Here is a 23,444-nt window from a genome sequence, read left to right on the forward strand (position 1 = left end):
GGTGAATATTATATCAATTCAAAACGGGCGACATTTAAAAATTCTTTATTCAAATGATCAAAGTCCTTGTCCGTTGTTATTAATGTTGCATTCAAAACACTCGCCGTCGCCGCAATCCATAAGTCATTTTTACCCATGTTTTTAGCCGAACCTTTCAACTGTTTTTCTTGCAATCTGCCTTGACTGAATGCGTCTATTTCTGCGTAACGCTCGACAATCGGTTCATTTAGTTCTGTTGTGATGAGCACCGAATGTTTAAGAGCATTAAGTGCTGCCATCTTTTGCTTACCCCAATTGTTTCTGATCCCAATGGATGCCAACTCTCCAATACAAACTGCCGAAGTAAACATTTGACTCGGTTCTCCTTCGTCTTCAAAGTATGTTTGTAAAGTGTCGACCAAATGGTGTTTTCTCAAATAGGCAAGCAGTATATTGGTGTCAAGAAAATATCTCATTTGGTAAGTTGAGAAAGCAAAAGCTCCAATGGTTCCTGGATGTCCATTTCATCAGCAAGCTTTCGCATTCTCTCCTTATCAAAACCCTTATAGTTTTGCTCTGTTTTTAGATTTTCGATCCATTCCTCGGTTGAAGCATATTTCATTGTCGGCTTAATCAACTCCTTTGCAGGATCATTATCAGACAAGGAATAATATACCAGGTCATTCATTGGAACTTCTGCCAAATCCCCTGCTTGTTTAGCCGTAAGTGCTCCCTTTTGATACAGTTGAACTGCAATAGAAAGCAGAACCGCTTTCTTCTCAAACTGCTCCGGAATTTCAATTGTTAATGTGTGCATGATATGAATATGTTTAAGTGTTTATCAATCTAATATATCACTTTTCACCGACACCTCCACGGCGTTGGTGAAGTCTTCGATTAAATCTTCAATGTCTTCCAGGCCGACTGAAATGCGGATGAGGCCTTCGGTGATGCCTAGCGCTTTCTTCTCTTCTGGTTTTAGTTTGGCGTGTGTTGTTGTGTTTGGATTTGTTACAATGGTTCTTGTATCGCCGAGGTTGGATGAAAGTGAGGCGATTTCCAAGGCATCCATGAATGCGGAAACTCTTTCAAATCCACCTTCCAAATCAATGGTAACAATGGCACCGCCGGCTGACATCTGCTGTTTGGCCAATTCATGCTGCGGGTGCGATTCCAGGAATGGATATCTTACAGATTTCACATCCGGATGCTTTTCCAAAGCCTCAGCAAGCGCCAATGCATTAGAACAATGTCTATCCATTCTCAGACCCAATGTTTCAAGGCTTTTAGTCAAAACCCACGCATTAAACGGCGACATGGACGGCCCCGTCTGCCGACAGAAAAAGCGTAACTCTTTGATATATTCCTTTTTGCCAACAACAACACCACCCAAAACACGGCCTTGTCCGTCCATGTATTTAGTAGCAGAATGCACGATAAGATCGGCGCCGTATTCTGCCGGATTTTGCAATGCTGGTGATGCAAAGCAGTTATCTACATTAAATATCAAATTATGCTTTTTGCAAAGCCTTCCTACCATAGCAAGATCGACCAGATCAAGACCTGGGTTTGATGGCGTTTCGAGATAGACCATTTTTGAATTTGGCTGAACTGCTGCTTCCCAGTCAGCTTCGCTTGCGTCCGCGTCCAGATAGGTGTGTGTAATGCCCCATTTGCTCAAAATCTGCGTAATTACCTGATGGGCAGATCCGAACAATGCCCGGCTGGCGATAATGTGGTCACCTGTTTTCAATAATGCGGCCATACTTGCGAAAACCGCCGCCATACCCGTTGCAGTCGCAACACCGTCTTCGCAATCTTCCAAAAGACAAACCTTGTCAACAAATTCCTGCACAGTCGGGTTGGAGAAACGGCTGTAAATGTTTCCATCCTCGGTCTCTTCAAACAATGCTTTTCCCTGTTCCGCGCTTTCAAATGTGAAACTGCTGGTCAGGAACAATGGTGTTGAATGCTCGCGATACTTTGTTTTTGGCGTCTGCGTGCGTATCGCTTTGGTCTGTTTTTTCATGAATGTTGTATGCTATAAGCTGTAAGCTTCAGGCCGTATGCCTGTTAATAATTTAAATGTAATTCTCAATCGCCGCTGAACGCATATAGCCTATGGCATATAGCTTAAAGCGCACTCAAAACCATATAAACAATCCTCAAACTCACGATAATGATAACGGTTCCGACCATGATCATCATGGTTTTGATTGGTAATCTCCTGGATAAATTAGCGGCAATCGGAGCGGCGACCATACCACCAAGTATGAGTCCCAAAACGACCTGCCAATGCGAGAATCCGATGATGCTGATGAAGGTAACTGAACTTGCGAGCGAAACGAAAAACTCAGCCAGGTTGACTGATCCGATGGTGTATTTCGGGTGGCGTCCGCGGGCAATCAGCGTGGATGTTACAATAGGTCCCCAGCCGCCGCCGCCGATCGAATCGAGCGTTCCACCTGCCATGGCCAGCCAGCCAATCTTCGTCATCGGCTTCTTTTCAACTCGCTTCTTTAACGCTTTCTGAATGATAAGAATTCCCAGAATTAAAGTATAAACTGCCACTAATGGCTTGATTACATAAATGTATTTCTCAAACGACGATAAAAGATAAGCACCCGTAATTGCTCCTAAAACGCCTGGAAACAGAATTTTCTTAAAAAGCTTGCTGTTTACATTGCCGAATTTCAAGTGCATATAGCCCGAAACCCCGCTGGTAAATATTTCGGAAGTGTGCACGCTGGCACTCACTGCAGAAGGTGGCACGCCGAGTGTGAGCAGAAAAGTAGCGGCCGTAACGCCATAGGCCATGCCCAATGCGCCATCAATCATTTGTGCCACAAAGCCGCCGAGCACGTAATAAAAGAAACCTTCATTCAGTTCCAGTTCATTCCAGAGAACAGTAAGCCGGTCGTAAGTGAAGAATGTAAATAGCAGGTGGCCTACAATCATTAATGCGATCGCGGAGAAAATGTTAACGGCAACTTCAGTGCGCGTTCTTTTGCGAATAGTGGCCGCCCAGATTTTTTGCTGGATGGTTTCCCAGGTCAATGGTATTTTTGTATTATTCCTTGTCTGACTTGGTGCTGATGCAATGGGCGCAGCAGCAGGGGAGTTAACATTAAAACGGACGTCGGATTCTTCGGGGAGGTCGCGCAGGAAAACCACCTGGCCCTTTGCCCGGGCGAGTTCCGCCAGGCGCCGATCTTCCTCAGGATCACCACTTGCGATGTAGGCAACATCAAGAGATTCCCAATTTGTGTCAGATGAGGGTATGAAATCCGCCGCTTCCTTCAAAGTCTATGTAGTATACTATAATGATAGAGTAAACGAGCATTAAAATAGCAAACAAATGTTTGCTATTTCGGGTGGCAAATTTAAGATCAAATTGTTAGTTTTCAAAGAACAAAATCTCCCGGCGGAGATCAATAGCAGCGGATCTGGAATAAAGATGCGGGCGTATGCGGATTTGGATTGGTCACTTTTATTTTTAAAAACTGCGTTAGGACAGGCTGATCGAAGGAAATGGTCCTGCGTGAGAGGTGGTTGCCGCTAATTTTTCCAACAACTTCATCTCTGTCATTACAAATTTCAATGTCGGTTGCGCAAAACGGCATAACTGTTTCGGGATGGACATAAATCACGTTTTCCATCGGATGGTCAAAATCCGTATCAAAGCAAATCTCAATTTTGCTAATGTTCACCCGCGCTTCCCAGCGGATGTTTACCACCGGTTCTGCGTCATTGAAGTCAGCAACCCAGGCGTTCGGACTGGCGATGGGGCGGTTATGACGGGTTTTTAAATTCTCAGGTTCAAAAAGCGCGATCGGTTCGCTGAGAATAAATGCTAAGTTACGGCCTTCCGGCCTGCGCTGCGGACACCAGAACTCAAATGTATCCACTCCTAAATCTTCCGTAGGTTCTTGTTTTCCATAATTGGAAACAGCTGGATTTGTAGCATTAAAAACCGTTAGCAAGCCTGTTACGCGCTTTTCGGAATATTGAATTTTGATATTTTCATTTTTTATAAAACAAACAAAAGCATAAGCTTCTTCATTAAAGTCAGCTGACCAGTCAAGTGTAATTTCATGCTTTCCAGCATTCAGGCTAAATGTTTTCGTTGCAAGTGTTACGTCCGGCGTGTGGTTAAATGCTTTGCTGCTTTTTCGAAGCTCGATGATCAATTCAGTATCCGACAACGTTTCCACCCAGACCGTTACCGACGGCATTTTACCATGAACAGGCAACATTTGCGCAACTGAATGCGCTATAATCGCCCAATGATCTGAGCCGGGAAGATCTTTTAATTTCAAACTTGAAGAAGCACTGATTTCTACTGCTTTTTCAACCAGATTTTCAGCATCATTGATTTCAGTTTGTGGTAAATACTGCCCTGCGCGCCATAATTCCAGTTGCAGTTCTATTAAATGCAGTTCACCAACTTCGCGGGGTGCGCAGCTATATTTCTTCGCAATGGCAGCCGCGATTGCGACCGCTTGTCCGCCCATCGCGCTCGTCGCCATCACGCGCGTGGAGGCGAAAGCGACGTGTGTAGCGCTGATAATGCGGCCGGCAATGAAGAGATTATTGATGTTTTTACTATAAAAACAACGGTAAGGAATGCTGTAAACGCCCTTGCTGTGCCATTGGTTACAACCCGATTGATCACTGTAAACGCCATCGGCCGGGTGCAAATCCAGGCTCCAACCACCAAAACCAACTGTGTCAGGAAAGGTCGTTTGCTCCACAATATCCTGCTGTTTTAATAAATAATCCCCTTCAAAACGCCGGCTTTCCCGCTTACCCGGAATCGTGCCGACCCATTCCAATGTCATATTTTCTGATTCCGGGAACTCACCCGAATTTTTAATGTAGTTCCAGGCTCCGTAAACCACTTTCCACAATTCCCACTTGATTTTCTCCGTATCATGTACAGTGTCAAGCCTGCCGCCATATTCGAGCCACCATAACCGGCAGCCAAAGTCTTTCGGATTGAATGTTTTGTAACGGGGGATTTCCGTAATGTCCTGCAATGCGTACGAAGGCGGTATGAACTTCACGGGACGGCCTATGTCTTTGGAATAGAAATACATAGAATGTCCCAAAAGCTCACCATAAGCTTTGTCCGGTGCAAATTTCTCACCAAATTCCTCCGCCGACTCAGCGCCCATTCTGAATGCTGCGCCAGAAAGAAAGCCGATAATTCCATCGCCGGAAGCGTCGCAAAAAAGAGGTGCGGTAACCGTGTATCTGGTGCTATTCTGGCTGCAAAATGCGTGGACGGCTGTGATGGTCTCTGATTCTATGTTTTTATCCAAATCATAAACCGCCGTGTTCAGAAGTAATGTAATGTTGGCTTCATTGATTACTTTTTCCAGCAAAACCGTGTCGAAAATCAGCGGGTTGCCGTCGGGATTGCGGTAAATGTTTTCGAGCATAATCTCGTCAATGACGCCGCCTTCACGGGCCCAGCGGTTGTTATTGCCCATATGCGATGTGGCTCCGAGTATCCAGAGTCGCACTTCACTCGAACAATTTCCGCCCAAAACGGGCCTGTCTTGAATCAATGTTACCTTTACGCCAGCCCTCGCAGCAGTGATCGCCGCGCAGGTTCCCGTTAATCCTCCTCCCACAATCACCAGATCTGCTGCCGATTCAATGGTTTTTGGTGCTCTTTTCTCAGATGCTTCTTCGCGTATCATTTTGTCAGGTCATTACATCCGTTCCGCTGTTGTCAAAGCGGAACGCGTATTTATAATTATTTCAATTCGATGTCTGTCTCGATAGCCGTAAAACCCGTTGGTTTTGATATCTTAATATGCAGTTGCTTGTCAAAACCAGCGATTGGAATGTCGATTTCTTTTGACTCGCCCGGGTTCAGATCGGGCAGCACAAGTGTCGTTGCATTGGTTTTTAGCTTATAACCCTTAATTGCTCTCGACGGGAAATCGCCGCGTGCAGTGATTCGGACTGTAAGCAGATGCTGCCCTTGTCCACCGTTTTTAAAACCCACTTTTTCAATGGTAACCGGAGAATATTCTTTTTGATGAATACCATAAGCTTGACGAAACGAGCGGTCAGGCCCGACAATGCCCCACGGACGATAGCCGTTCGCATTTGTGTTGTGAAAGCGGCTTTGGTAATCATTATAGGTCCACCAGGAAGTGCCCACCACATAAGGCCGTTTGCGGAATTCGGCCATAAGATCCGTAATGTGCTGCGCCTGAAATGCCTCATCCTTTTCGTCTGCCCGAACGCCCCATTCGCTTACAAGAATCGGTTTGTCGGGATATAAACCGTGAATGTGATCGAGCGCTTTTGCATGGTTTCCGTAAGTGTTTGTTGATACAAAATCCACAAATTGGCTGGCTTCATCTTCCGGTTTTTTGGGAAGTGTGTTCAACAGCATTGTGGCAAATGTGTAGAGTCGCGTCGGATCGGTTTGCCGGGCAAATTCAATCATGTCCTTTGTCCACCTTTGGCCCGCTGAGGTTGTAGACGCATACTCATTTCCAACGCTATATGCAATTATACTCGGGTGGTTCCAGTCCCGTTCGGCCATTTCGGTAAACTGCGAGCGGAATTTTTTACGGATTGAATCATTGTCCATTTGATTGGGCGTAAGCTGCCAGTTTCCGGCCTCGGTAATAATCAGCATGCCATATTTGTCGGCCAGATCGTAGAAGTATTCAGAAGGCGTGTAATGCGTAAGCCGCTGGAATTCCATTCCTGCTTCCTTCATCAGTTTAAAGTCCTTTTCGATAAGCCAATCCGGTTCTACCGAGCCCAATCCGGGATAATCCACAACCCGGTTTCCACCACCAACACGAATCGATTTTCCATTCAAAAGCAGCTGCGCATGTTTCACCTCGACCTTTCTGATCCCGAAGCTGGAAGCGATAGAATCTCCCCCGACAGCGATTTTAAGCTGATACAAATTGGGATCATCCAAGTCCCACAACCTGACCTGTGCGGCAGTTAATGTGGCTTCCGCGTCAACGATGCCAGTTTGTCCGGCGGGAATGCTTTCAGGTTTACCTTTTAAATTGACGGGAATTGTTTTGCCTTTAAATAACACATTGTAGCTAACCTGCGGCGAGACGGCAGATTTGGACGCATTGCGAATACGGATTTTGGTTTTTAAAGTCGCTATTCCTTTCTCCAGATCGGGCAGGGCATCAATTTTTAGATTTTCGGCATAAACCTCGGGCTTAACGGTCAGATAAACGGGCCGGACCAGGCCACCATAATTCAGCCAGCCCATAAAAGGATCATTAATGTTCCCATTATCCTTCGCACCCGGAACCGTGCCTGGCTTCCATGTATCATTGTTAACCGAAACGGCCAGCAGGTTGTCGCCATCTTTCAGCAAATCCGTCACATCGAAACTGAATGGCGTGTAACCGCCCTCATGCTCGCCCACTTTTTCATTATTAAGCCAAACGTGCGTCTTATAATAAGCAGCGTCAAAATGCAGGATCACCCGCTTTCCGGCGACCGGTTTCCAGGCGAAATTCTTTCTATACCAAGCTGTTCCGGTATAATGTTCGAAGCGCGGGTCCGAAGAGAAGCAATGCGGAACAGTCACCTTATCCAGCCGGTTACTCTGCGCTAATTTATCCAGATACCACTTTCCCTTAATCCCCATCTCAGCCGGATCCAAAGCAAAAAGCCACTCTCCATGCAGTGGGATAGCATTAGGTTCACGGATTTTAAATTGTGCAAGTGAAGTTTGCAGGGTTAGAAGGCAAGCAATTAATGTAAATGTTATTAGGAGTTGTTTCATTGTTTTATATGATTATTACTGCAAGGCAAAAAATATGGTTGCATCCCTTTGCATGATGTTTCGTCCCTGCCGGGACTTTGGGCATTATTCATTCGGCTGTTTGTTACCTATATGATGTCCCTCTGGGACTTAGTGACATCTATTCGTTTATTATTTTTCGCCAATAGTGCGTTGGTTAGGACTATTTAATCAACAATTTTTCAGCTTGTTATTATTCGCAAGGCTCAGTCCCGTAGGGACGCAATATTGGTAGCCCGATGTAATCGAAGTCACAGGGAATGCCAGAGGCATGTAACGACATCACGTAACATTAACTTTCCGAGAAGCCACAAACGGGATCGCCGCCGAAAATAAAACAACCGTCGCAACAACAGCTGTTATCACCGTCCCGGAAGTCGTCATTACACTTAATATAAAGAGCATTACTGCCGTGAAGAGCAATGCGCCGGCGATTACCTGCAAGCCGAAACGGTTCTGACGCTTGATTTCGATCGCTTCCTCTTCATTGATTTCCAAGGCGTCGATGCGTTTTTGTTCCTTTGTTTCCAGGTAAGTCAAATATTCGTGTGCAATGATGTCTTTCGACCTCGCCCAGAGTTCGTAAGCCAGCAAAAGCAACAGCGGAAGTCCTACGCCAACGATCGTTTCCATACCTCTGGACAATTTGAAATCGAGCAGAATCGGAGCAAGGATTTTGAAGAAAAGATTAACCGAAAGTCCGATGCTGGTAACCCATAATGTGACTGTGCTGTTGAGTCTTTTGGAAAAAAGAGCCCAAAGAGGAGGTGCCAGAAGCGGGCCGCCTGATATGGCAGAAATACTTAAAACAACTTCTACGATGCCACCTGCGGCCGGAACGAGCAATGCAATCCCGATCATTCCCAATCCGAAAAACCAGGATGAGCCGCGGGCAACCCGGATCAGTTGCTTGTCAGAAGCCTTTGGGTTGACCATTCCTTTGTAAATGTCATTGGTAAAAACCGCTGAAACGACGTTCAAAGCTGTGTTTGCGCTGGCTGAGGTGGAGAAATACATGCCGGTTAGCATGAGCCCCAGCAAACCCGGAGGTAAAACCAATTTGCAGATCATCAGATACGCATTTTCCGTATCAAGGCCTGTTAATGTTGGATTAATGGCCTTGTAAATCATTGGCGGGAACATCCAGATCACCGGACTGATCAGATACAATCCCGCAAAAAGAAACGCCACTTTCTTAGCAGATTTTTCACTGTCGACGCTGGTGTAACGCTGCACCATGGTCCAGTTTCCGCCGATGTAGCAAATGTGATAAATGACGAATGCGGCGACGAATCCAATGGTGTACTCGCCATTCAAAAGGTTAAAAAAATCGTCTGGAACGGCTTTGCTGAAACCTTCCCATCCGCCGACTTTGTCAAACGATAATGGAAGCAAAATGAAAACCGCAGCCGATAACACCACAAATTGCAGAATGTCGGTAACCATCACTGCCCAAAGCCCGCCGATTGCCGTGTAAGCAATCATAAAAAGCCCCAGACCAACCGTACAAGGCACCAATGGCAAGTCAAGAGAAGCGCTCACAAGCTTGGCAACCGGATACAAAACCGAGCCTTTGATAAAAACGGAAACCAGCGTGAAAATGAAGATATAGGTCTTCTGAACAGGCAATCCCAGCCGCTCCCTAATGAATTCTGCCGCGGTTAATGCACCCGTTCTTTTCCATCGCGGCGCCAAATAAAGTGCTGTAATCAAGGCGCCTATGCACATTGTCCATTGAATGGTTATGGCAACCCAGCCGTGCTTGTATGCAATAGAACCCCAGGCTACAAATGTCCCGGCCGAGAAGAAGCTCATAAATAAGGACAGCCCCCCGATAAACCAGGGAACTGCCTCTCCTCCGGCAAAAAAAGATTTTAAATTCCGTCCAGTTCTCGCAAATAACATCCCAATGCCCATCACGAATGCGGAGAAAACTAGGATGACGACTGTATCAATGGTGTTGTTCATGAATTAGGGTTATTAGCATTTAGCAATCCGGTTTGTTTTAGGTCTGGCTGTCAGGCGGCTTTGTCGTTATTGGTCAGTCTGGCATTCGATCAATCTGATCTTCATCCGTCAGCCTGGCATCTGATCAATCCGTTCTCTAGCCGTCAGCCTGGCATCCGATCAATCCGTGCTCTAGCCGTCAGCTTAAGCTGACGGTTATGAGTTAGCGGAGTTCAATTTTCAGGGATTTTAAGCCGAATGGTTCTATTGTTATTTGGTCAGTTTTTGTTATTTGTTCGTTTCCAAGGGCTTCAATTTTAGCAATTTGTTTTGCGTTACTGATTTTGCTAGCATCAAGTTTCAGCCCGAATTCAGTTGGTGTCGGACTGTTGTTCAGAAGCACGACGTAGATACTGTTTGTTGAAGTCGATTTCGCAGTAATGACATCAATAGCGGGTTTGTTCGCCACGGCGAATCCTTCCAGAATCACTAGTTTCGCCTTATCGCCATAAACCGTTCCCGGCGCAAAGCCATAAGTCTGGTGCGGCCCTACTTTTGGCGTTACAAAACCTCTTGGAAATTCGATCTTTCCCTTAGATCTTAATGCTGCTTCGGAGAGCAAATAATCTGTAATCCACCCAATTTGCCACCATGCGTGATGTGGGTAAGGGCCTGCTCCTTTGTTCATGGCTTGCCAGTAATAGGATGCAACGCTCGTTTTGCTATCTACAAATGCATCGCGCCCGATAGCGGCTGATCTTGCCATGTCGGCGAAGATCTGTTCACCGGTTAACTGATACATGCGAATGAAAAGCCCTGCATGGCTGGCCAACTGAATCGGACCTAGACGTGTTGCTGACCCGAAAATACCGCCATGCTCGAAGCTCAAACCAGTTTGACTGATTTCCCAATCTTCCTTACTGGTGCCATTGACTTTCTTGACATTACGGCTGGCAATAGGATGGGTGTATACAGAAGCGGTGTAGATTTTCGCGCAGGTCACTGCCGCATCCTGGTACTTTTTGTTTTTAGTAAAATCATAAAGATCCAAAAGCGCCTGGGCCGATTGGCCGGTTGCGAAATCCGGGGCGTAACGCGCATCGCCGCAAACGCCCAGGAATGTGCCGGTTTCGACTGCGTTTTTGATAAACCAGTCAGCCCCTTTTTGAGCGGCTTTCAGGTATTTTTCGTCTTTCAAAAGGCGGTAAGCCACGATCATTCCATAAAATGTCGGTCTTACGTCCTTGATATCTTTGAATAATTCCTGCTCCGTTTTCCGGTCGTATGCCACTGCCCAGCTGCCGTCTGCATTTTGCCAATTCAGTAATTTATCAGCACCCAGGCGCAGTCTTTCTTTCAATTCCGCATTTTCCGGCTGGAACAAAAGCATGTTACCCATGTCCAGTAACACATAGTAAGTCAATGCAATAGGCTCCACAACCTCACCCCATTCCTCAACAAATTTTTTGCTTTTGGCTAAATAATATTGTCCTTCAATGGCACCTTCGAAGAAGCCCTTTTTGGTTTCTTGCTGTACCAATTTGAAGTTGAGCGCCGGAGGAAGCACTTTCTGCTTTAACTCAGGATCATTAGTCGCATTCGCCAGCATCCACATCGCGCCGTAATCCGCATTTTTCATGGCATCTTTATTGGAGCCCACCACGCCGCCAAGGTAAGATTGTGCGCCGATTTGCTTGCCTTCATATTCTTCAATGTTCCAAAGTGAAGTTTTCGGGTCGGTGAGATAATGGTGCATTTTTTCAATGCGGTCGGTTAGTGCTTGTTTGCTTTGGCGCAGGCTTAATGTTTCGTCAAATTTGTAAATATCATTGGCTGCGTGCTTGATCGCCTGGAACCAGTCGCCGGCGATAAGGCTGTATCGAAACGAATAGCTAATCTCCTCGCCAGCATTCAGTTCTGATTTTGGTTCGCCCAGGACCGGATAGTATAATGTTGGCGAAAGCTGCGCCTTTCTGTTCATGTGAGAAAGGCCCAGGTGCCAATCCGTTTGTGTAATCTTATCCTTTGCCCAGGGATCACGCGCCAGTCCCGGCTCGGGGATAACAGACAATGTAATGCCGCTTTTTGTGCTGATTAGCGGACTTAATGTCGTTGCGCAACGTTCACGGTAAACGACTGGCCGGTCCGGAATGCCGTGTCCATAAGTATACGCCAGCGCAAAGTTCTTTTGGATAAAATTCCCCTGGAAATAACCGGGCACCGATGTCCATGCCATTTGGTTTGTTGCAACTGAGGCGAGCGTAGGCGTTGCCAGTGAAAAATATCCTTTCTTTTTAGGGATCAACCGCATCGTAACCTGAACGTCGTTCGGGAATTGCGGGTCCAGTGTCCAGGTTGCTTTGACAGTCGCTACATTGGTTTCCTGGGTGAATTCGAGCTCATCTTTTTTAATTAAAAGATTGGCTGGAAAAAAATGATATACCTGTCCCGCTTTGTTCAATGCAACTTCCGTTGTGCTTTCCTTCCATTGCTGTTGCTGATAATGGTAATTGTCCTCGGGGAATTTTCCTCCCGTAATTTTCTCAAACGTTTCTGCAGGCTCCGTAGAAGGTTTTGTCTCTGAATAAAGCAAAGTATACTCGCCGGAAGGCGTCAAACCATTGACCCATTTGCCATTATTTTTAACCAGAATTTTATTAACCGACCAATTCTTCTTGTCACTTTTAAATTGAACACTAATCCGGTCATTGGTTAGGCTGGCAGGCGATTTACCCTGACCTAAAACACAACGAATTGAGCAAAAACACAGAAAAATCGCGAAGTATAATTTCATTGGGTCACTATTTCGTTGATAAACTATCGAATCCTGCGCAGGCATAAGTCGCCAATCCGCTAATTCTATTTGAATAAATAAATCAAGGTTGCGGGGCGGGCGTTTCACCTTTTAAAATCCCCATTAATTCAGGTAAATGGTCCTGGTAAATACCTCTCGGCGTTGTTTTATATTTGGTCGCGAGATAGGCCGCAAAACCAACCACTTCCCCCATCATCCCGCATGTGCGCATTACCCGCGTGCTGCCAAACGCGACGTGCGTGGTGCTGATGTTCCTTCCCGCAACGAACAGGTTTTGAATGTTTTTGGAGTAAAGACAGCGGTAAGGAATCGTGTAAGGAGCAACCTTAATGTGTTTGGTGCCAGCGAAAAACTCCTGACCTTCAAAGTATTTGCTGTTTTTGGCGTCCGGAAAATGCAGATCAATGGTCCATGTGGCAGTTACGGAGCCATCTGGATAAAATTTGCCCTCCTGAATGTCCATTTGATTTAAAATATGGTCGCCAATGATTCGTCGCGATTCACGCTTGCCGCCAATGTAGGCAACCCAGGCGAGCTCACGTTTGGCGTATTTGACGGGTTTGTTCTTTTTGAGATAAGACCAGTTCCCGTAAATGGCGCGAAGATTATGGTCGCGGATTTTTTCGGCGTCTGTAATGGTATTGAAGTTGCCAAAACCCGTTTCCCACTGCCAGTCAGCCTTGGGCTCGTCAATGTGATATTCATCCGAAAACTGAATTGCCCAGGGCGTTTCCGGGAAAGAAGAGACGCTGTCTCGTTCCAGGGAAGCCCATAAATTGGAAGTTCCTAATGTAAAATCGTCCGCCTTTTCAGCGGCCAGAGATTCGCCCGTTTCAGCTTTGCTCTCGCGACCCATTCGGAATTCAGCGCCTGCGAGATAACCGATTGTTCCGTCGCCAGTGCAATCTGAAAAGAAGGAGCCTGTGAAACGCATTTCTTTATTTGTGGCAATGTCGCGGCCTACAACCGCGGTGATAATGTCGTTCTCTTTTTCAATCTTATAGACATGAGTGTTCAGAAACAGTGAAATGTTGGGTTCCGCTTTAACGATGGCGATTTTGCGTGCGTCTCCATATTCCTTGGCATCCGGATTGCCGTTTCCCGGATCGCCATTGTCCATTTCCCTTACAATCCTGCCGAGTTTGGGATAGTGGTTTTTATCCACATCACCCATCAAATGCACACGGATTTCGGAGCTGTTATTTCCTCCTAAAACGGGCCTGTCTTGAATTAAAGCAACTTTCAAACCCATTCTCGAAGCTGAAATGGCTGCACATGTTCCGGCAATTCCACCGCCCACAACCACCATATCGAACCGTCCGGCGTCGGCAGGTTTATCGGTCAGGTTAAGCAGCTTTTTGCGATATGCGCTTAGTGCTTCGGATTCATCAGGAGGTGTAAATTTTAAATCATCTGTAAATAAAATCGCGTCACAGCGGCCATTGAAGCCGGTTAAGTCCTTAATCGAAAGCTTTGCCGAATTCGTTTTAACATCCATTTCGCCGCCATCATACCATTTCCATGCATCGGATCCACTTGCACCAAAAACCTGCTCAACCTTCTTGCCATCCATGCTGATTTCGAATTTTCCGGGCCCTTTCGGAAATGGTGCCCAATCTTTGGTACGGACCCACATCTTATATTTTCCGGGTTTTGGAAATTCGACGGTCGTTGAGGCGTCTTTCACCGGCCTGCCCATGCCGTGTGCCATCAGGTAAGACGAGCCCATGACTACAAAAGATTGCTGGTCAATCACCCATCCGCCTTTGTCTTCGAAAGATTCCGTTTCCACGAAAACGTGGTTTTGCGCAGTGGCGCAGAAGGTTATCAGAGTTAGGAGTATTACTGCCCCGGGTTGAAACCCGGGGGAATGTAGGAAGGTGTTGATGGTGCTGGCTGCTGCTCTTGATCTGGGGAATAGGGAGGAAGTGCCTTCGGCATGGCCGGTATTGTTTGCTCCGGGTTTCAGCCAGGAGAAAAAAGAGGACAAGGAGAAAATGCCATCGGCACAACTGATATCTTTTACTCCGGGTTTCAACCTGGATAAAAAAGAGAACAAGGAAAAAGTGCCATCGGCACAACTGATATCCTTTGCTCCGGGTTTCAACCCTGAGCAAAAAGAGAACAAGGAAAAAGTGCTATCGGCACAACTAATATCCTTTGCTCCGGGTTTCAACCCGGAGATATGGAGTTTTTTCATGGGTTTAGGATTTGTTGGATTAAGGATGTTTGTTCCTCATTAGATTTTTCCAGGCTGGATTTTAGGTTGCTGGCCAATGTGGTTGTGACATGCACGGATTTTAGTTTTTTTAAAATGGCGATTTGAAGTGCATATGGAGATTTTTGATAGGTTTTCCAAAGCCACTCCTGCCGTTTTTGACTAGATAAGAAGTCGCTGCTTACGCGTTGCAATGCATTCTTGGCAATGAAAATATTCCTGCCCTCAATGATATTTTCAAGATCAGCTTCATAAGCCTTTTGAACATTGCCCTTTTTATCCATCACCTTTTCTATTGCCCAGTATTGATACTGATAATTGTTACTGGCCAAGAACCGGTGTAGTAAGATGTCGTTTTTATAATTTTCAATAATCTTTTTCATTTCTGGAACGACCGTTCCATATGCAATGTGCCAAAGGGTGTAACAAGTGTAAACTGCTCCATCGATAACCTGATTTTTAATCGTTTTCAATGTTGCGCCTGCTTTGGCGTCCACAGAATCTGTAAGGTTGTCGGTTCCTTTTGTGATCAGATCTTCCATCTGCAGGTCTGCGAAAATGGAATTGGGTTGGGCCAGAATTTCCTGCAATTTTTCATAGTCTTCCTGCTTAAATTCATCATGATCAACTTTGGTCAAAACCTTGCCTTCGGGTAAGTCGAAACGTTCGTAGTTGCCCAGTAAATCCCAATAGAAGTTGATATGCACCGGCTTGCATTCATTCGTATAGCAAACCGGTGTGAAAATGTTGCGGAAGAAATATTGCGGTTGCCCGGAATCGTCCAGCACCAGTTTCAATGTGTAGGTCAGCGTGTCACTTTCAACGATGATGAATTCACGGATTTGATCACTTCCTTTTGTGGAAAAGTGACAAATCATGCTCAAAATCAAAATGATAGCTGCTCTTTTCATTTACTTCCAGTCGGGGTTTTGCTCAATCTTTGCGTTTGCGTTGATCTCGTCCTGCGGGATAGGGAAATAGCGGTTTTTGGCCGTCACATTCCTGACTGGGTACACGCTGTTCACTGCTTTTGGAATAACAGTCAAAAACTTCCCTGTTCTGGTAAGGTCATACCAGCGGTCACCTTCTGCGAAAAATTCCCAGGCGCGTTCCTGCAAAACAGCTTCTATAAATGCATCTTTGGTCAAGCCAACTTTTAAAATGGGCAGCCCCGCTCGCTGACGCACAACATTGATATACTCATAGGCAGCAGCCGTAGCTCCATTCTGGCGCGCTTCCGCTTCGGCGGCGATGAGATAAACATCGGGCATGCGCAGGATTGGAATGTTTGGAATTAAACCAATTGTCGAAACCGGATCCTGGTATTTTTTGATCAAAACACCTTCCGTGGTGATGGGTGTAATGCTTTTTTGCGGAACCACTTTTCCAGCTTTGTCCATGTAGTTTGTGTCCAGAAGCGTCCTGCGCTTATCTTTCGGATCAAACGAGTTGAAAAACGACTGGTAGGCAAACATGGAACCGAACGAAGTCCGCGCATATTCCGGCCCTGCGCTTCCCGGAGGACCGCAAAGGCCGACCAATTGATGGCTCAAACCTGGCGTAACCGGATCCACCTCATAGGCGAAAATGTTTTCCAGGCGCGCTGCATCTTCATTATCATAGCGATACACATCCCAGACATTTGGCAAAAGCGCATGCTTATTGGAAGCAATTACCAGCTTCGCTTTGGCCAATGCAGTTGCCCAATCTTCATTATAGAGCGCAGCTTTGGCGTAAAGTGAGAGGGCAGCCTCATGGGAAGCGCGGCCTTTTGCAACGGCCGGAAAGGAGGGGAGTCCGGCCGATGTGGCCTGATCGAGGTCCAGGTAAATTTGTTTGTAAACGTCTGCTTTTGGGCTCTTTGCGGTCAATGCTTCTTCCTCGGTGTAGCTTGGTGTGATCTTTACGGGAACATCACCGAAATTTTTGGTCAAAAGCCAATGGTAAAAAGCGCGTAAAAAGTACGCTTCGCCCATAATCTGCTTTTTACGCGGTTCATCCATTGTGGCACCAGGCACTTTGGCAATCACCCAGTTGGCCTTTTCAATGCCGCTGTAACACGACTGCCAGATCTGCTGCGGCGATTCGTTTACTCGGCTATTGCTTTTTTGGGTCGTGTAATTGACATCATAGGTGAACATGGTCAATGTGTTACGGCCCACAACGCCGCGCGGGTAAGTCTGGTCGTCGCTAAAATCGGCCACCAATGTCAGCGCTGGGGCGCCGCCGAGGCCGCCCAATGCGCCGTAAACAGCAACCAAGCCTTTTTCTGCATCGGCTGCGGTTTTGTAAAAATCTTCGGTATAAATGGACGAGTAAATCGTTTCGTTCAGCTCGCAGGAAGGCAGCAGCAGGGAAGCCCCGAGTATGCTCAGCATTGCGCTTATTTTTAATGTTTTTCTCATGTTTCGAAAAATAATGTCAGTGATGAGGATTTAGAATGTGACCTGCAAGCCGCCCAGGAATGATCTGGATTGCGGATAGACGAAGTTATCGACGCCAATGATCGTGTTGGAACCTGCGTAAGTGTTCACTTCGGGATCGTATCCGCTGTAATTGGTGATGGTGAACAAATTATTGGCACTCACATAAAGCCGGATGCCCTGCACGCCCTTGAATCGTGGCAATGTGTAACCCAGCGTCAGGTTTTTGCAACGCATATAAGAGCCGTCTTCAACCACATAGCTCGAAATAGGAAGCCTTCCGCCTTGCGCCGCGCTCACATATTGATTGTTCGGGTTTGTAGGCGACCAGCGGTTCACAACGCCTGCCAGCAAGTTGCGCTGGCCCAGCGGGTTCTCGAAAGAGAGGCGGCTTGCATTGTAAATGTCGTTGCCCTGCGATCCGGAAATGAACACGGCCAGATCAAAACCTTTGTAAGCCAGATTGGTTGAGAAACCGTAAATGAACTTCGGATTTGGATCGCCAACGATCATCTGATCAGCGGCGGTGATCTGGTTGTCGCCCGTAATGTCCTTCACCTTATGACCGCCCAAACGTCCGTCATAGCCGGGTAGGATGGCTTCGCCTGTTTGGTTTACCCCATCAAAAACATAAGTCTTGAACAAACCCAGCGGTTCTCCGACTTTCAGAATTGTGTAGGTTGTTACAAATCTCTCATTCGTTACGCCGCCATCCAGATCCAGGACTTTGTTCCGGTTGAATGTTGTATTGGCCGACACGTCCCATTTGAGTGGTCCATCCAGAATCCGCGCATTTAAGGCAAGTTCCAGTCCTTTGTTTTCAAGAGAGGCGTAATTGCCTGTAATTGACCCATAACCCGCGCTCAAAGGAAGGCTTTTTGTATAGAGCAGATCGTCTGTTTTTTTGTGATAGACATCTGCGATAAAGTTCACACGATTGTTTAACAAACTAACGTCAATGCCTAAATTGGTTTGCCTGGAACGTTCCCAACGCAAATCGGGGTTAGCAATTCCGGTGGGGTTTATCCCGGTCACGTAAGTGTGATTGATGAGATAATCACTGCCAGTAGATGCTGCCGTTGAAAGGGACTGATAGGGGTTGATGCCGCCAGCATTCCCGGTAATCCCGAAGCTTCCGCGGAGTTTAAGGTCCGACAACCAGCTCAATTCTTTAATAAATGGCTCCTCAATCAGTCTGTAAGCGGCGGAAATGGCTGGGAAAACGCCGTACTTATGATTAGCCCCGAATTTGCTGGAACCATCGACGCGGGTTGTCAGGTCGAGGAAAAATTTGTCTTTGAAACCGTAATTCACACGCGCCAGATACGAATCCAGACGCTGGCTGCTTCGGCCGCTGCTCACTGTGCGGGTTAATGCAAGTTGTAATGCTTCATTTTGCGTGGCATCATTGGGGAAGCCGGACGCATTCAGATTATTGGAATTCGATTGTTCAACCTGCGTCCCGAAAACGGCTGTCGCCTTGAATGTATGGTTTTTGCCAAGATTTGTATTGTACGTTAAAATGCTTTCGTGCAGCAAAGCAAGAAAATTGCCATTGCCTTTTGAGCCTGAGCCGGAATTGTCGTTTAGGTCACTTTTATTAACGATGGATCTGGGCGAATAAGCATTGAATAACTCACCGCGCTGATCCAGATTGAAAGATGCCCGATAAGTCAAACCTTTTACAAAATTGATCTCGGCATACAAGTTTGCAAGCGTTCTTTTAATGTCCCGGTTCAAGGTCATGGCCGCAAAATTCAGCGGATTGACAACCTCACGATACTGACCGCCAGCCTGTTCGCCAAAAGGAAAAATGGAGCCATCATCCCGATAAGGTTTCAGGGTAGGAGGCGCGCCAATCGCTGCACCGAGGACAGACGACAACACGGCGCCGCCGTCGCCAATATTCTCTCCGCCGGTTTGAATGCCGTCATTTATGGAATAACTCCCCAAAATGCTGGTTCCGATTTTCACTTTTTTGCTTAGCCTGTGATCCAGGTTGAGGCGATAGGAATAGCGCTTAAAAGACGAGCCGATGAATGTTCCCTGCTGATCGAAATAGTTGAGGGACAATGCGATCTGCGTTTTTTCATTTCCGCCATTGATTGAAAGCTGATGATTTTGGATCGGGGCTTTTCTGAAAATGTAATCTTGCCAATTGACGCCTTCGCCCAAAGATGCAGGGTCAGGATAGTAAGTGTTTTTGAACGCTTCATTTTCAAGCTGTGCAAATTCAGAAGCATTTAAAACATCCAGTTGCTTATTCACTTTTTGCGTGCCGTAGTAGCTATCGAATGTCACATTCGTTCTGCCGCTTTTGCCGCGCTTTGTAGTAATCAAAACAACGCCATTGGCAGCCCTGGCGCCGTAAATGGCAGAAGCAGAAGCGTCTTTGAGAACTTCAACCGACTCGATATCATTGGGGTTGATTGTAGAAAGCGGGCTTACATCCGTGATGCCGCCGCCGTTGGAAATCTGGATTCCATCGATCACATAAAGCGGCTCCGATGACCCGTTAATAGAGTTTGTTCCCCTGATCCGTACGCTGATATTTCCGCCGGGAGCTCCGGAATTCTGATTAATCTGCATTCCGGAAACTCTCGCCTGCAAGCCCTGGGCAATGTTTGCGACGGGCGTTTGCACAAGATCTTCGGCCTTTACCGAAGCAATAGAGCCGGTTGTTTCGACACGTCGCTGCGTTCCATAACCCACTACAACCACTTCTTCGAGCGCTTTTGTGTCGGTTTGTAAAGCAATGTCAATGTTTGTTTGGTTGTTAACGGCGATTTCTTGTGCCAGGTAACCAACAAATGAGAAAACGATTGTCGCGTTCGCCGCAGCTTCGATGGAGAATGTGCCTTCTGCGGTGGTTAATGTTCCCTGCTGCGTTCCTTTTACGGTCACACTCGCGCCTGGAATTCCCTCACCCTTTTCATCGGTCACTTTTCCGGTTACGGTGCCGGACTGCGCCAGCAATGCATGCGTCAGTCCCAGTTGCAGGACCATCAGCAAAATTGATTTGAGTATTCTTCTCTTCATATACTGTTTTTAGGGTTAAAGTAAATGTGGGTCAAATAGGAATAATGCAATTTTATTGAGTATAGGTGTGAGAAAGCGTGGGTTTGAGAAGCGGGCAAACTTGCTCATCAGGCTATTGTCAAGCTGGTTTTACATAAATATAGACGCGTAGGCAGGGGATGTCAAGCCAATTATAAGCCTATTAAATATCAGATTTGAACAAAAAATATCGGTAACGTTTGCGAAGACGTTGCCGATATATGGTTTTATGAATCATTAATATAAGAATTTCATATTTTTGTATGGAGAAGCTATTGTTGCGTTTCTTTTAGTCTGGAAAAGCTGTTTTATGGAAAAAGTACAAGTGCTATGATCAAATGTGTGAAGTGTGAACAGGTGGATCATATTATGAAAGCAGGCTATGTACGAGGCAAGCAGCGCTATCTGTGCAAGACCTGTAACTATTATTTCACCCATTCAGAAAAAGATCCTTTTGCGATTTCAGCGAAAAGAAAACGACATCAGACCACAATCATTGACATTGCTAAATCGCTTGGCGTTTCCAACTCTACGGTTTCCCGCGCATTGCACGGACATGCGGACATTAGTCCGGAAACACGGCAAGCTGTGCTGGACAAAGCTTTGCAGCTGGATTACCAGCCAAATCAGCTTGCTTATAGCCTGGTAAAAAGCAAGACAAATACAATTGGAATGATCGTTCCGGAATTTCATAATCCGTTTTTCCCAAACGTAATCATCGGCGCACATGAAGTGCTGACCAAGGCAGGTTATAACCTGACCATTATGCAAAGCAATGAGTCGTATCAGGTGGAAATTTCGAATACGAGGGCAATGCTCGCGAACCGCATCGATGGCCTGCTGATATCGCTGACGCAGGAAACCAATAATTTTGATCATCTGGGTGTTTTCGAAAAACGCGGTATCCCGCTGGTGCTTTTCAACCGCGTATGCGAGCAGATTGATGTACCGAAAGTTGTTGTGAATGATTTCGAAGCTTCATTTCTGGCTGTGGAGCATTTGATCATGAATGGTTACGAACGGATCGCGCATCTGGGCGGGCCGCTGACCTTGTCGGTGAGCCGGGAAAGATTGCGTGGTTACAAGGCTGCGTTGGAAAAGCATGGTAAAACCATCGACGACCACATGGTAATCCAGGGCATGTTGACCCAGCAAAAAGCAAGAATATACGGCCAATATCTGCTCGATCTCGCCGACCGCCCGGACGCGATTTTTGCCGTAAATGATTCCGCAGCAATAGAAATCATCTTAATGGCAAAGGAAAAAGGAATTAGCATTCCAGACGAACTGGGTGTTGTTGGTTTTAGCGATAATCCTGAATCTGCTTACATTGGACCTGGATTGACGACAGTCCGGCAACCGACATTAGAGATGGGCCGGACCACTGCGGAATGGGTTTTGCAGCTTGTTGATCTGGACGACGTTCACCTGCCGGAGAAGAAGATTTTACAGACGGAGCTAATTGTGAGAGGGTCGTCACGGCGGTGTGGGGATTGAAATAATTGTTTTATATTTGAAATACATTACTCAATTCATAACACATACTAACATTAAAAATCTTCACTTATGCTACGATTAGCTTTGTCGACGGAAAGGGGAAAACGATCCATTCTTAGGTTTTTGAGCCGAAAAGCTCGGAAGAAAAAGGCTGTCGAAATGGATGCAACTGAATATCTGATGAGTAATCCTGTAAACAGAGAATACTTGCTTCAAGCCATTGACGACATTGAAAATGGAAGAAATATTATTTATCGTGAACTGATCGAGCCTTGATGCTCGCGTGGCGAGCAAAAGCTTGGGAAGAGTATCTTGAATGGCAACGGACCGACAAGGCAGTCGTTACCAAAATTAACGAGCTTATAAAAGAATGTTTGAGGCACCCTTTTGAAGGTAAGGGCAAGCCGGAATTACTAAAATCAAACTTCTCGGGTTATTGGTCAAGAAGGATCTCGCATGAGCATCGCCTGGTTTACAAGGTAGAAAAAGATTTGATTACAATTACGCAGTGTCGTTATCATTATGAGAAATGATTCTTGCCACGAATGCACCAATGGACACGAATACTATTAGTGCCTTATCTGCGGCCGCCGCTGCGGTGCATTCGTGGCACAAAAAAAAGTGCGAATCCAACGAAGCCGCACTTTATTAACTACAGAATATAATTATAATTGTCTTAAAGGGATCAACTGAACACTTCCCTGAATAATTTTAGGCTTTTAGGAACTGCCGTGGCTGCATCTTCTTTTCCTTCCATTTCCAGGGAGATATAACCCTTGAAATTGGCTTTGCGCAGAATGCCGGCAATGCGTTTGTAATCCAGGTCCAGATCGTAATAGTGACCGCCTCCGTAATAAGTCTTGGCCTGAACAATGGTGGCGTATGGTGCCAACCGCTCAAATTGCGGATAAGGATCACCCACGAAATTTCCCGTGTCTACATTCATACCCATAGCAGGTGAAGAAGAGAGAGGTTTGTAAATTTCGAGCAGATAATCAATGTTGGAAGACAAGCCCCAATGGTTTTCAATGGCCAGCACAACGCCCGCTTTCTCCGCAGCAACCAGACATTCCCCCCATCGAATCAATGCACCATTTGATAGCGTCCTGATCTGTGTAACCTTCGATCGGCGGCTCCTTGCCATCTTTATAATAATTAGCATCTCTCTTTGCCGTCCGCCAGCTTCCTGTGTTCATCCGGATCGCCGGAATCCCCATTTGAACGGCCATATTGATGCAGTTGACCGTATGCGCAACGTCTTTTTTACGGTCTTCGGCTTTGGGCTGAACAAAACTCTGGTGAATCGAAAGCAGTGGAAGCGACAGACCGTTATCAAAAGCAAGCCTTTTCAGCTTGTTCATATAAGGAACCGTCTCATTCTCCATTTGGCGGTGGAGGATTTCAACACCGTCGAAACCAAGCTTTGCAGCGTCTTCGATCACTTTTTCAACCGGATATTTCTCCTTCCCGAAATGCCAGTAAGAATAGGTGGAAACGGCAATGGGAATTCTTCTTGCGGGCAGCACGGCGGAATTTGTCTCCCCCGCATGCGCATTTTTACCAGCCATCGCCGCAACGCCCGCCAACGCGGCAGTCTTCAACCATGTCCGGCGCGATTCACCTTCTTTATTTGTATTCAGATCGAATGACATTGTGTAAAGGTTTAGGAATAGTTTATATAAATAAAATTTGAAAAAT

The 23,444-nt window shown here is 46.3% G+C and carries 17 protein-coding genes; 3 read left to right on the forward strand and 14 right to left on the reverse strand.

Annotated features, from left to right (window positions below; all coding sequences use genetic code 11):
* Positions 1–8: 8 nt before the first annotated feature.
* The 12 genes from MUK70_RS29940 to MUK70_RS29995 all read right to left on the reverse strand — a co-directional run bounded on the left by MUK70_RS29940 (position 9) and on the right by MUK70_RS29995 (position 20,231).
* Positions 9–455 (reverse strand): type II toxin-antitoxin system VapC family toxin, encoded by a 447-nt coding sequence (locus MUK70_RS29940; protein ID WP_255716665.1) that lies wholly within the window; start codon positions 453–455, stop codon positions 9–11.
* Entirely contained in the window at positions 452–796 is a 345-nt protein-coding gene (locus MUK70_RS29945; protein WP_234656515.1) for a hypothetical protein, read from the reverse strand. Before MUK70_RS29945 ends, MUK70_RS29940 begins: the two co-directional genes overlap by 4 nt.
* 24 nt (positions 797–820) lie before the next feature.
* The gene (locus MUK70_RS29950) at positions 821–2,008 is read right to left on the reverse strand and encodes a trans-sulfuration enzyme family protein (RefSeq protein ID WP_234656516.1); all 1,188 of its coding nucleotides are present in this window, start codon (positions 2,006–2,008) and stop codon (positions 821–823) included.
* 104 nt (positions 2,009–2,112) lie between these two features.
* Positions 2,113–3,282, reverse strand: coding sequence for a TSUP family transporter (locus MUK70_RS29955; RefSeq protein ID WP_234606946.1), 1,170 nt, complete (start codon positions 3,280–3,282; stop codon positions 2,113–2,115).
* Between the two features lie 128 nt (positions 3,283–3,410).
* Positions 3,411–5,687: an FAD-dependent oxidoreductase gene (locus tag MUK70_RS29960; protein ID WP_234656517.1), complete on the reverse strand. Its 2,277-nt coding sequence runs from the start codon at positions 5,685–5,687 to the stop codon at positions 3,411–3,413.
* A gap of 56 nt (positions 5,688–5,743) precedes the next feature.
* Entirely contained in the window at positions 5,744–7,771 is a 2,028-nt protein-coding gene (locus MUK70_RS29965) for a glycoside hydrolase family 2 protein (RefSeq protein WP_234656518.1), read from the reverse strand.
* Positions 7,772–8,071: 300 nt separating this feature from the next.
* The gene (locus MUK70_RS29970) at positions 8,072–9,757 is read right to left on the reverse strand and encodes a sodium:solute symporter family protein (protein ID WP_234656519.1); all 1,686 of its coding nucleotides are present in this window, start codon (positions 9,755–9,757) and stop codon (positions 8,072–8,074) included.
* A gap of 202 nt (positions 9,758–9,959) precedes the next feature.
* Complete coding sequence (locus tag MUK70_RS29975) at positions 9,960–12,530, reverse strand: glycoside hydrolase family protein (protein ID WP_234656520.1); 2,571 nt, start codon at positions 12,528–12,530, stop codon at positions 9,960–9,962.
* 82 nt (positions 12,531–12,612) lie between these two features.
* Positions 12,613–14,751 carry an FAD-dependent oxidoreductase gene (locus MUK70_RS29980; RefSeq protein WP_234656521.1) on the reverse strand — a complete coding sequence of 713 codons (2,139 nt, stop codon included), beginning with the start codon at positions 14,749–14,751 and terminating at the stop codon, positions 12,613–12,615.
* Positions 14,748–15,680, reverse strand: a complete 933-nt coding sequence (locus MUK70_RS29985) for a hypothetical protein (protein WP_234656522.1) — start codon at positions 15,678–15,680, stop codon at positions 14,748–14,750. The genes MUK70_RS29980 and MUK70_RS29985 overlap by 4 nt, the downstream gene beginning before the upstream one ends.
* A complete protein-coding gene (locus tag MUK70_RS29990) occupies positions 15,681–17,174 on the reverse strand; it encodes a RagB/SusD family nutrient uptake outer membrane protein (RefSeq protein ID WP_234656523.1) in 1,494 nt (497 codons plus the stop codon).
* Between the two features lie 30 nt (positions 17,175–17,204).
* Positions 17,205–20,231: a SusC/RagA family TonB-linked outer membrane protein gene (locus tag MUK70_RS29995; protein WP_234656524.1), complete on the reverse strand. Its 3,027-nt coding sequence runs from the start codon at positions 20,229–20,231 to the stop codon at positions 17,205–17,207.
* A gap of 348 nt (positions 20,232–20,579) precedes the next feature.
* Between MUK70_RS29995 and MUK70_RS30000 the strand changes: the two genes are divergently transcribed.
* The 3 genes from MUK70_RS30000 (at position 20,580) to MUK70_RS30010 (ending at position 22,279) form a co-directional block, all read left to right on the forward strand.
* Positions 20,580–21,746 carry a LacI family DNA-binding transcriptional regulator gene (locus MUK70_RS30000; RefSeq protein ID WP_234656525.1) on the forward strand — a complete coding sequence of 389 codons (1,167 nt, stop codon included), beginning with the start codon at positions 20,580–20,582 and terminating at the stop codon, positions 21,744–21,746.
* A gap of 69 nt (positions 21,747–21,815) precedes the next feature.
* Positions 21,816–22,022, forward strand: coding sequence for a hypothetical protein (locus tag MUK70_RS30005; RefSeq protein WP_234656526.1), 207 nt, complete (start codon positions 21,816–21,818; stop codon positions 22,020–22,022).
* Positions 22,022–22,279 (forward strand): Txe/YoeB family addiction module toxin, encoded by a 258-nt coding sequence (locus tag MUK70_RS30010; protein ID WP_234656527.1) that lies wholly within the window; start codon positions 22,022–22,024, stop codon positions 22,277–22,279. The genes MUK70_RS30005 and MUK70_RS30010 overlap by 1 nt, the downstream gene beginning before the upstream one ends.
* A gap of 152 nt (positions 22,280–22,431) precedes the next feature.
* On the opposite strand, the gene MUK70_RS30915 is transcribed toward MUK70_RS30010, so the two are convergent.
* On the reverse strand, positions 22,432–22,833 hold the full coding sequence (locus MUK70_RS30915; protein ID WP_256464062.1) for a sugar phosphate isomerase/epimerase family protein: 402 nt from the start codon (positions 22,831–22,833) through the stop codon (positions 22,432–22,434).
* Positions 22,772–23,398: a sugar phosphate isomerase/epimerase family protein gene (locus MUK70_RS30920; protein WP_256464063.1), complete on the reverse strand. Its 627-nt coding sequence runs from the start codon at positions 23,396–23,398 to the stop codon at positions 22,772–22,774. Before MUK70_RS30920 ends, MUK70_RS30915 begins: the two co-directional genes overlap by 62 nt.
* Positions 23,399–23,444 lie beyond the last annotated feature (46 nt).

The organism is Dyadobacter chenwenxiniae, assembly GCF_022869785.1.
Classification (GTDB): domain Bacteria; phylum Bacteroidota; class Bacteroidia; order Cytophagales; family Spirosomataceae; genus Dyadobacter; species Dyadobacter chenwenxiniae.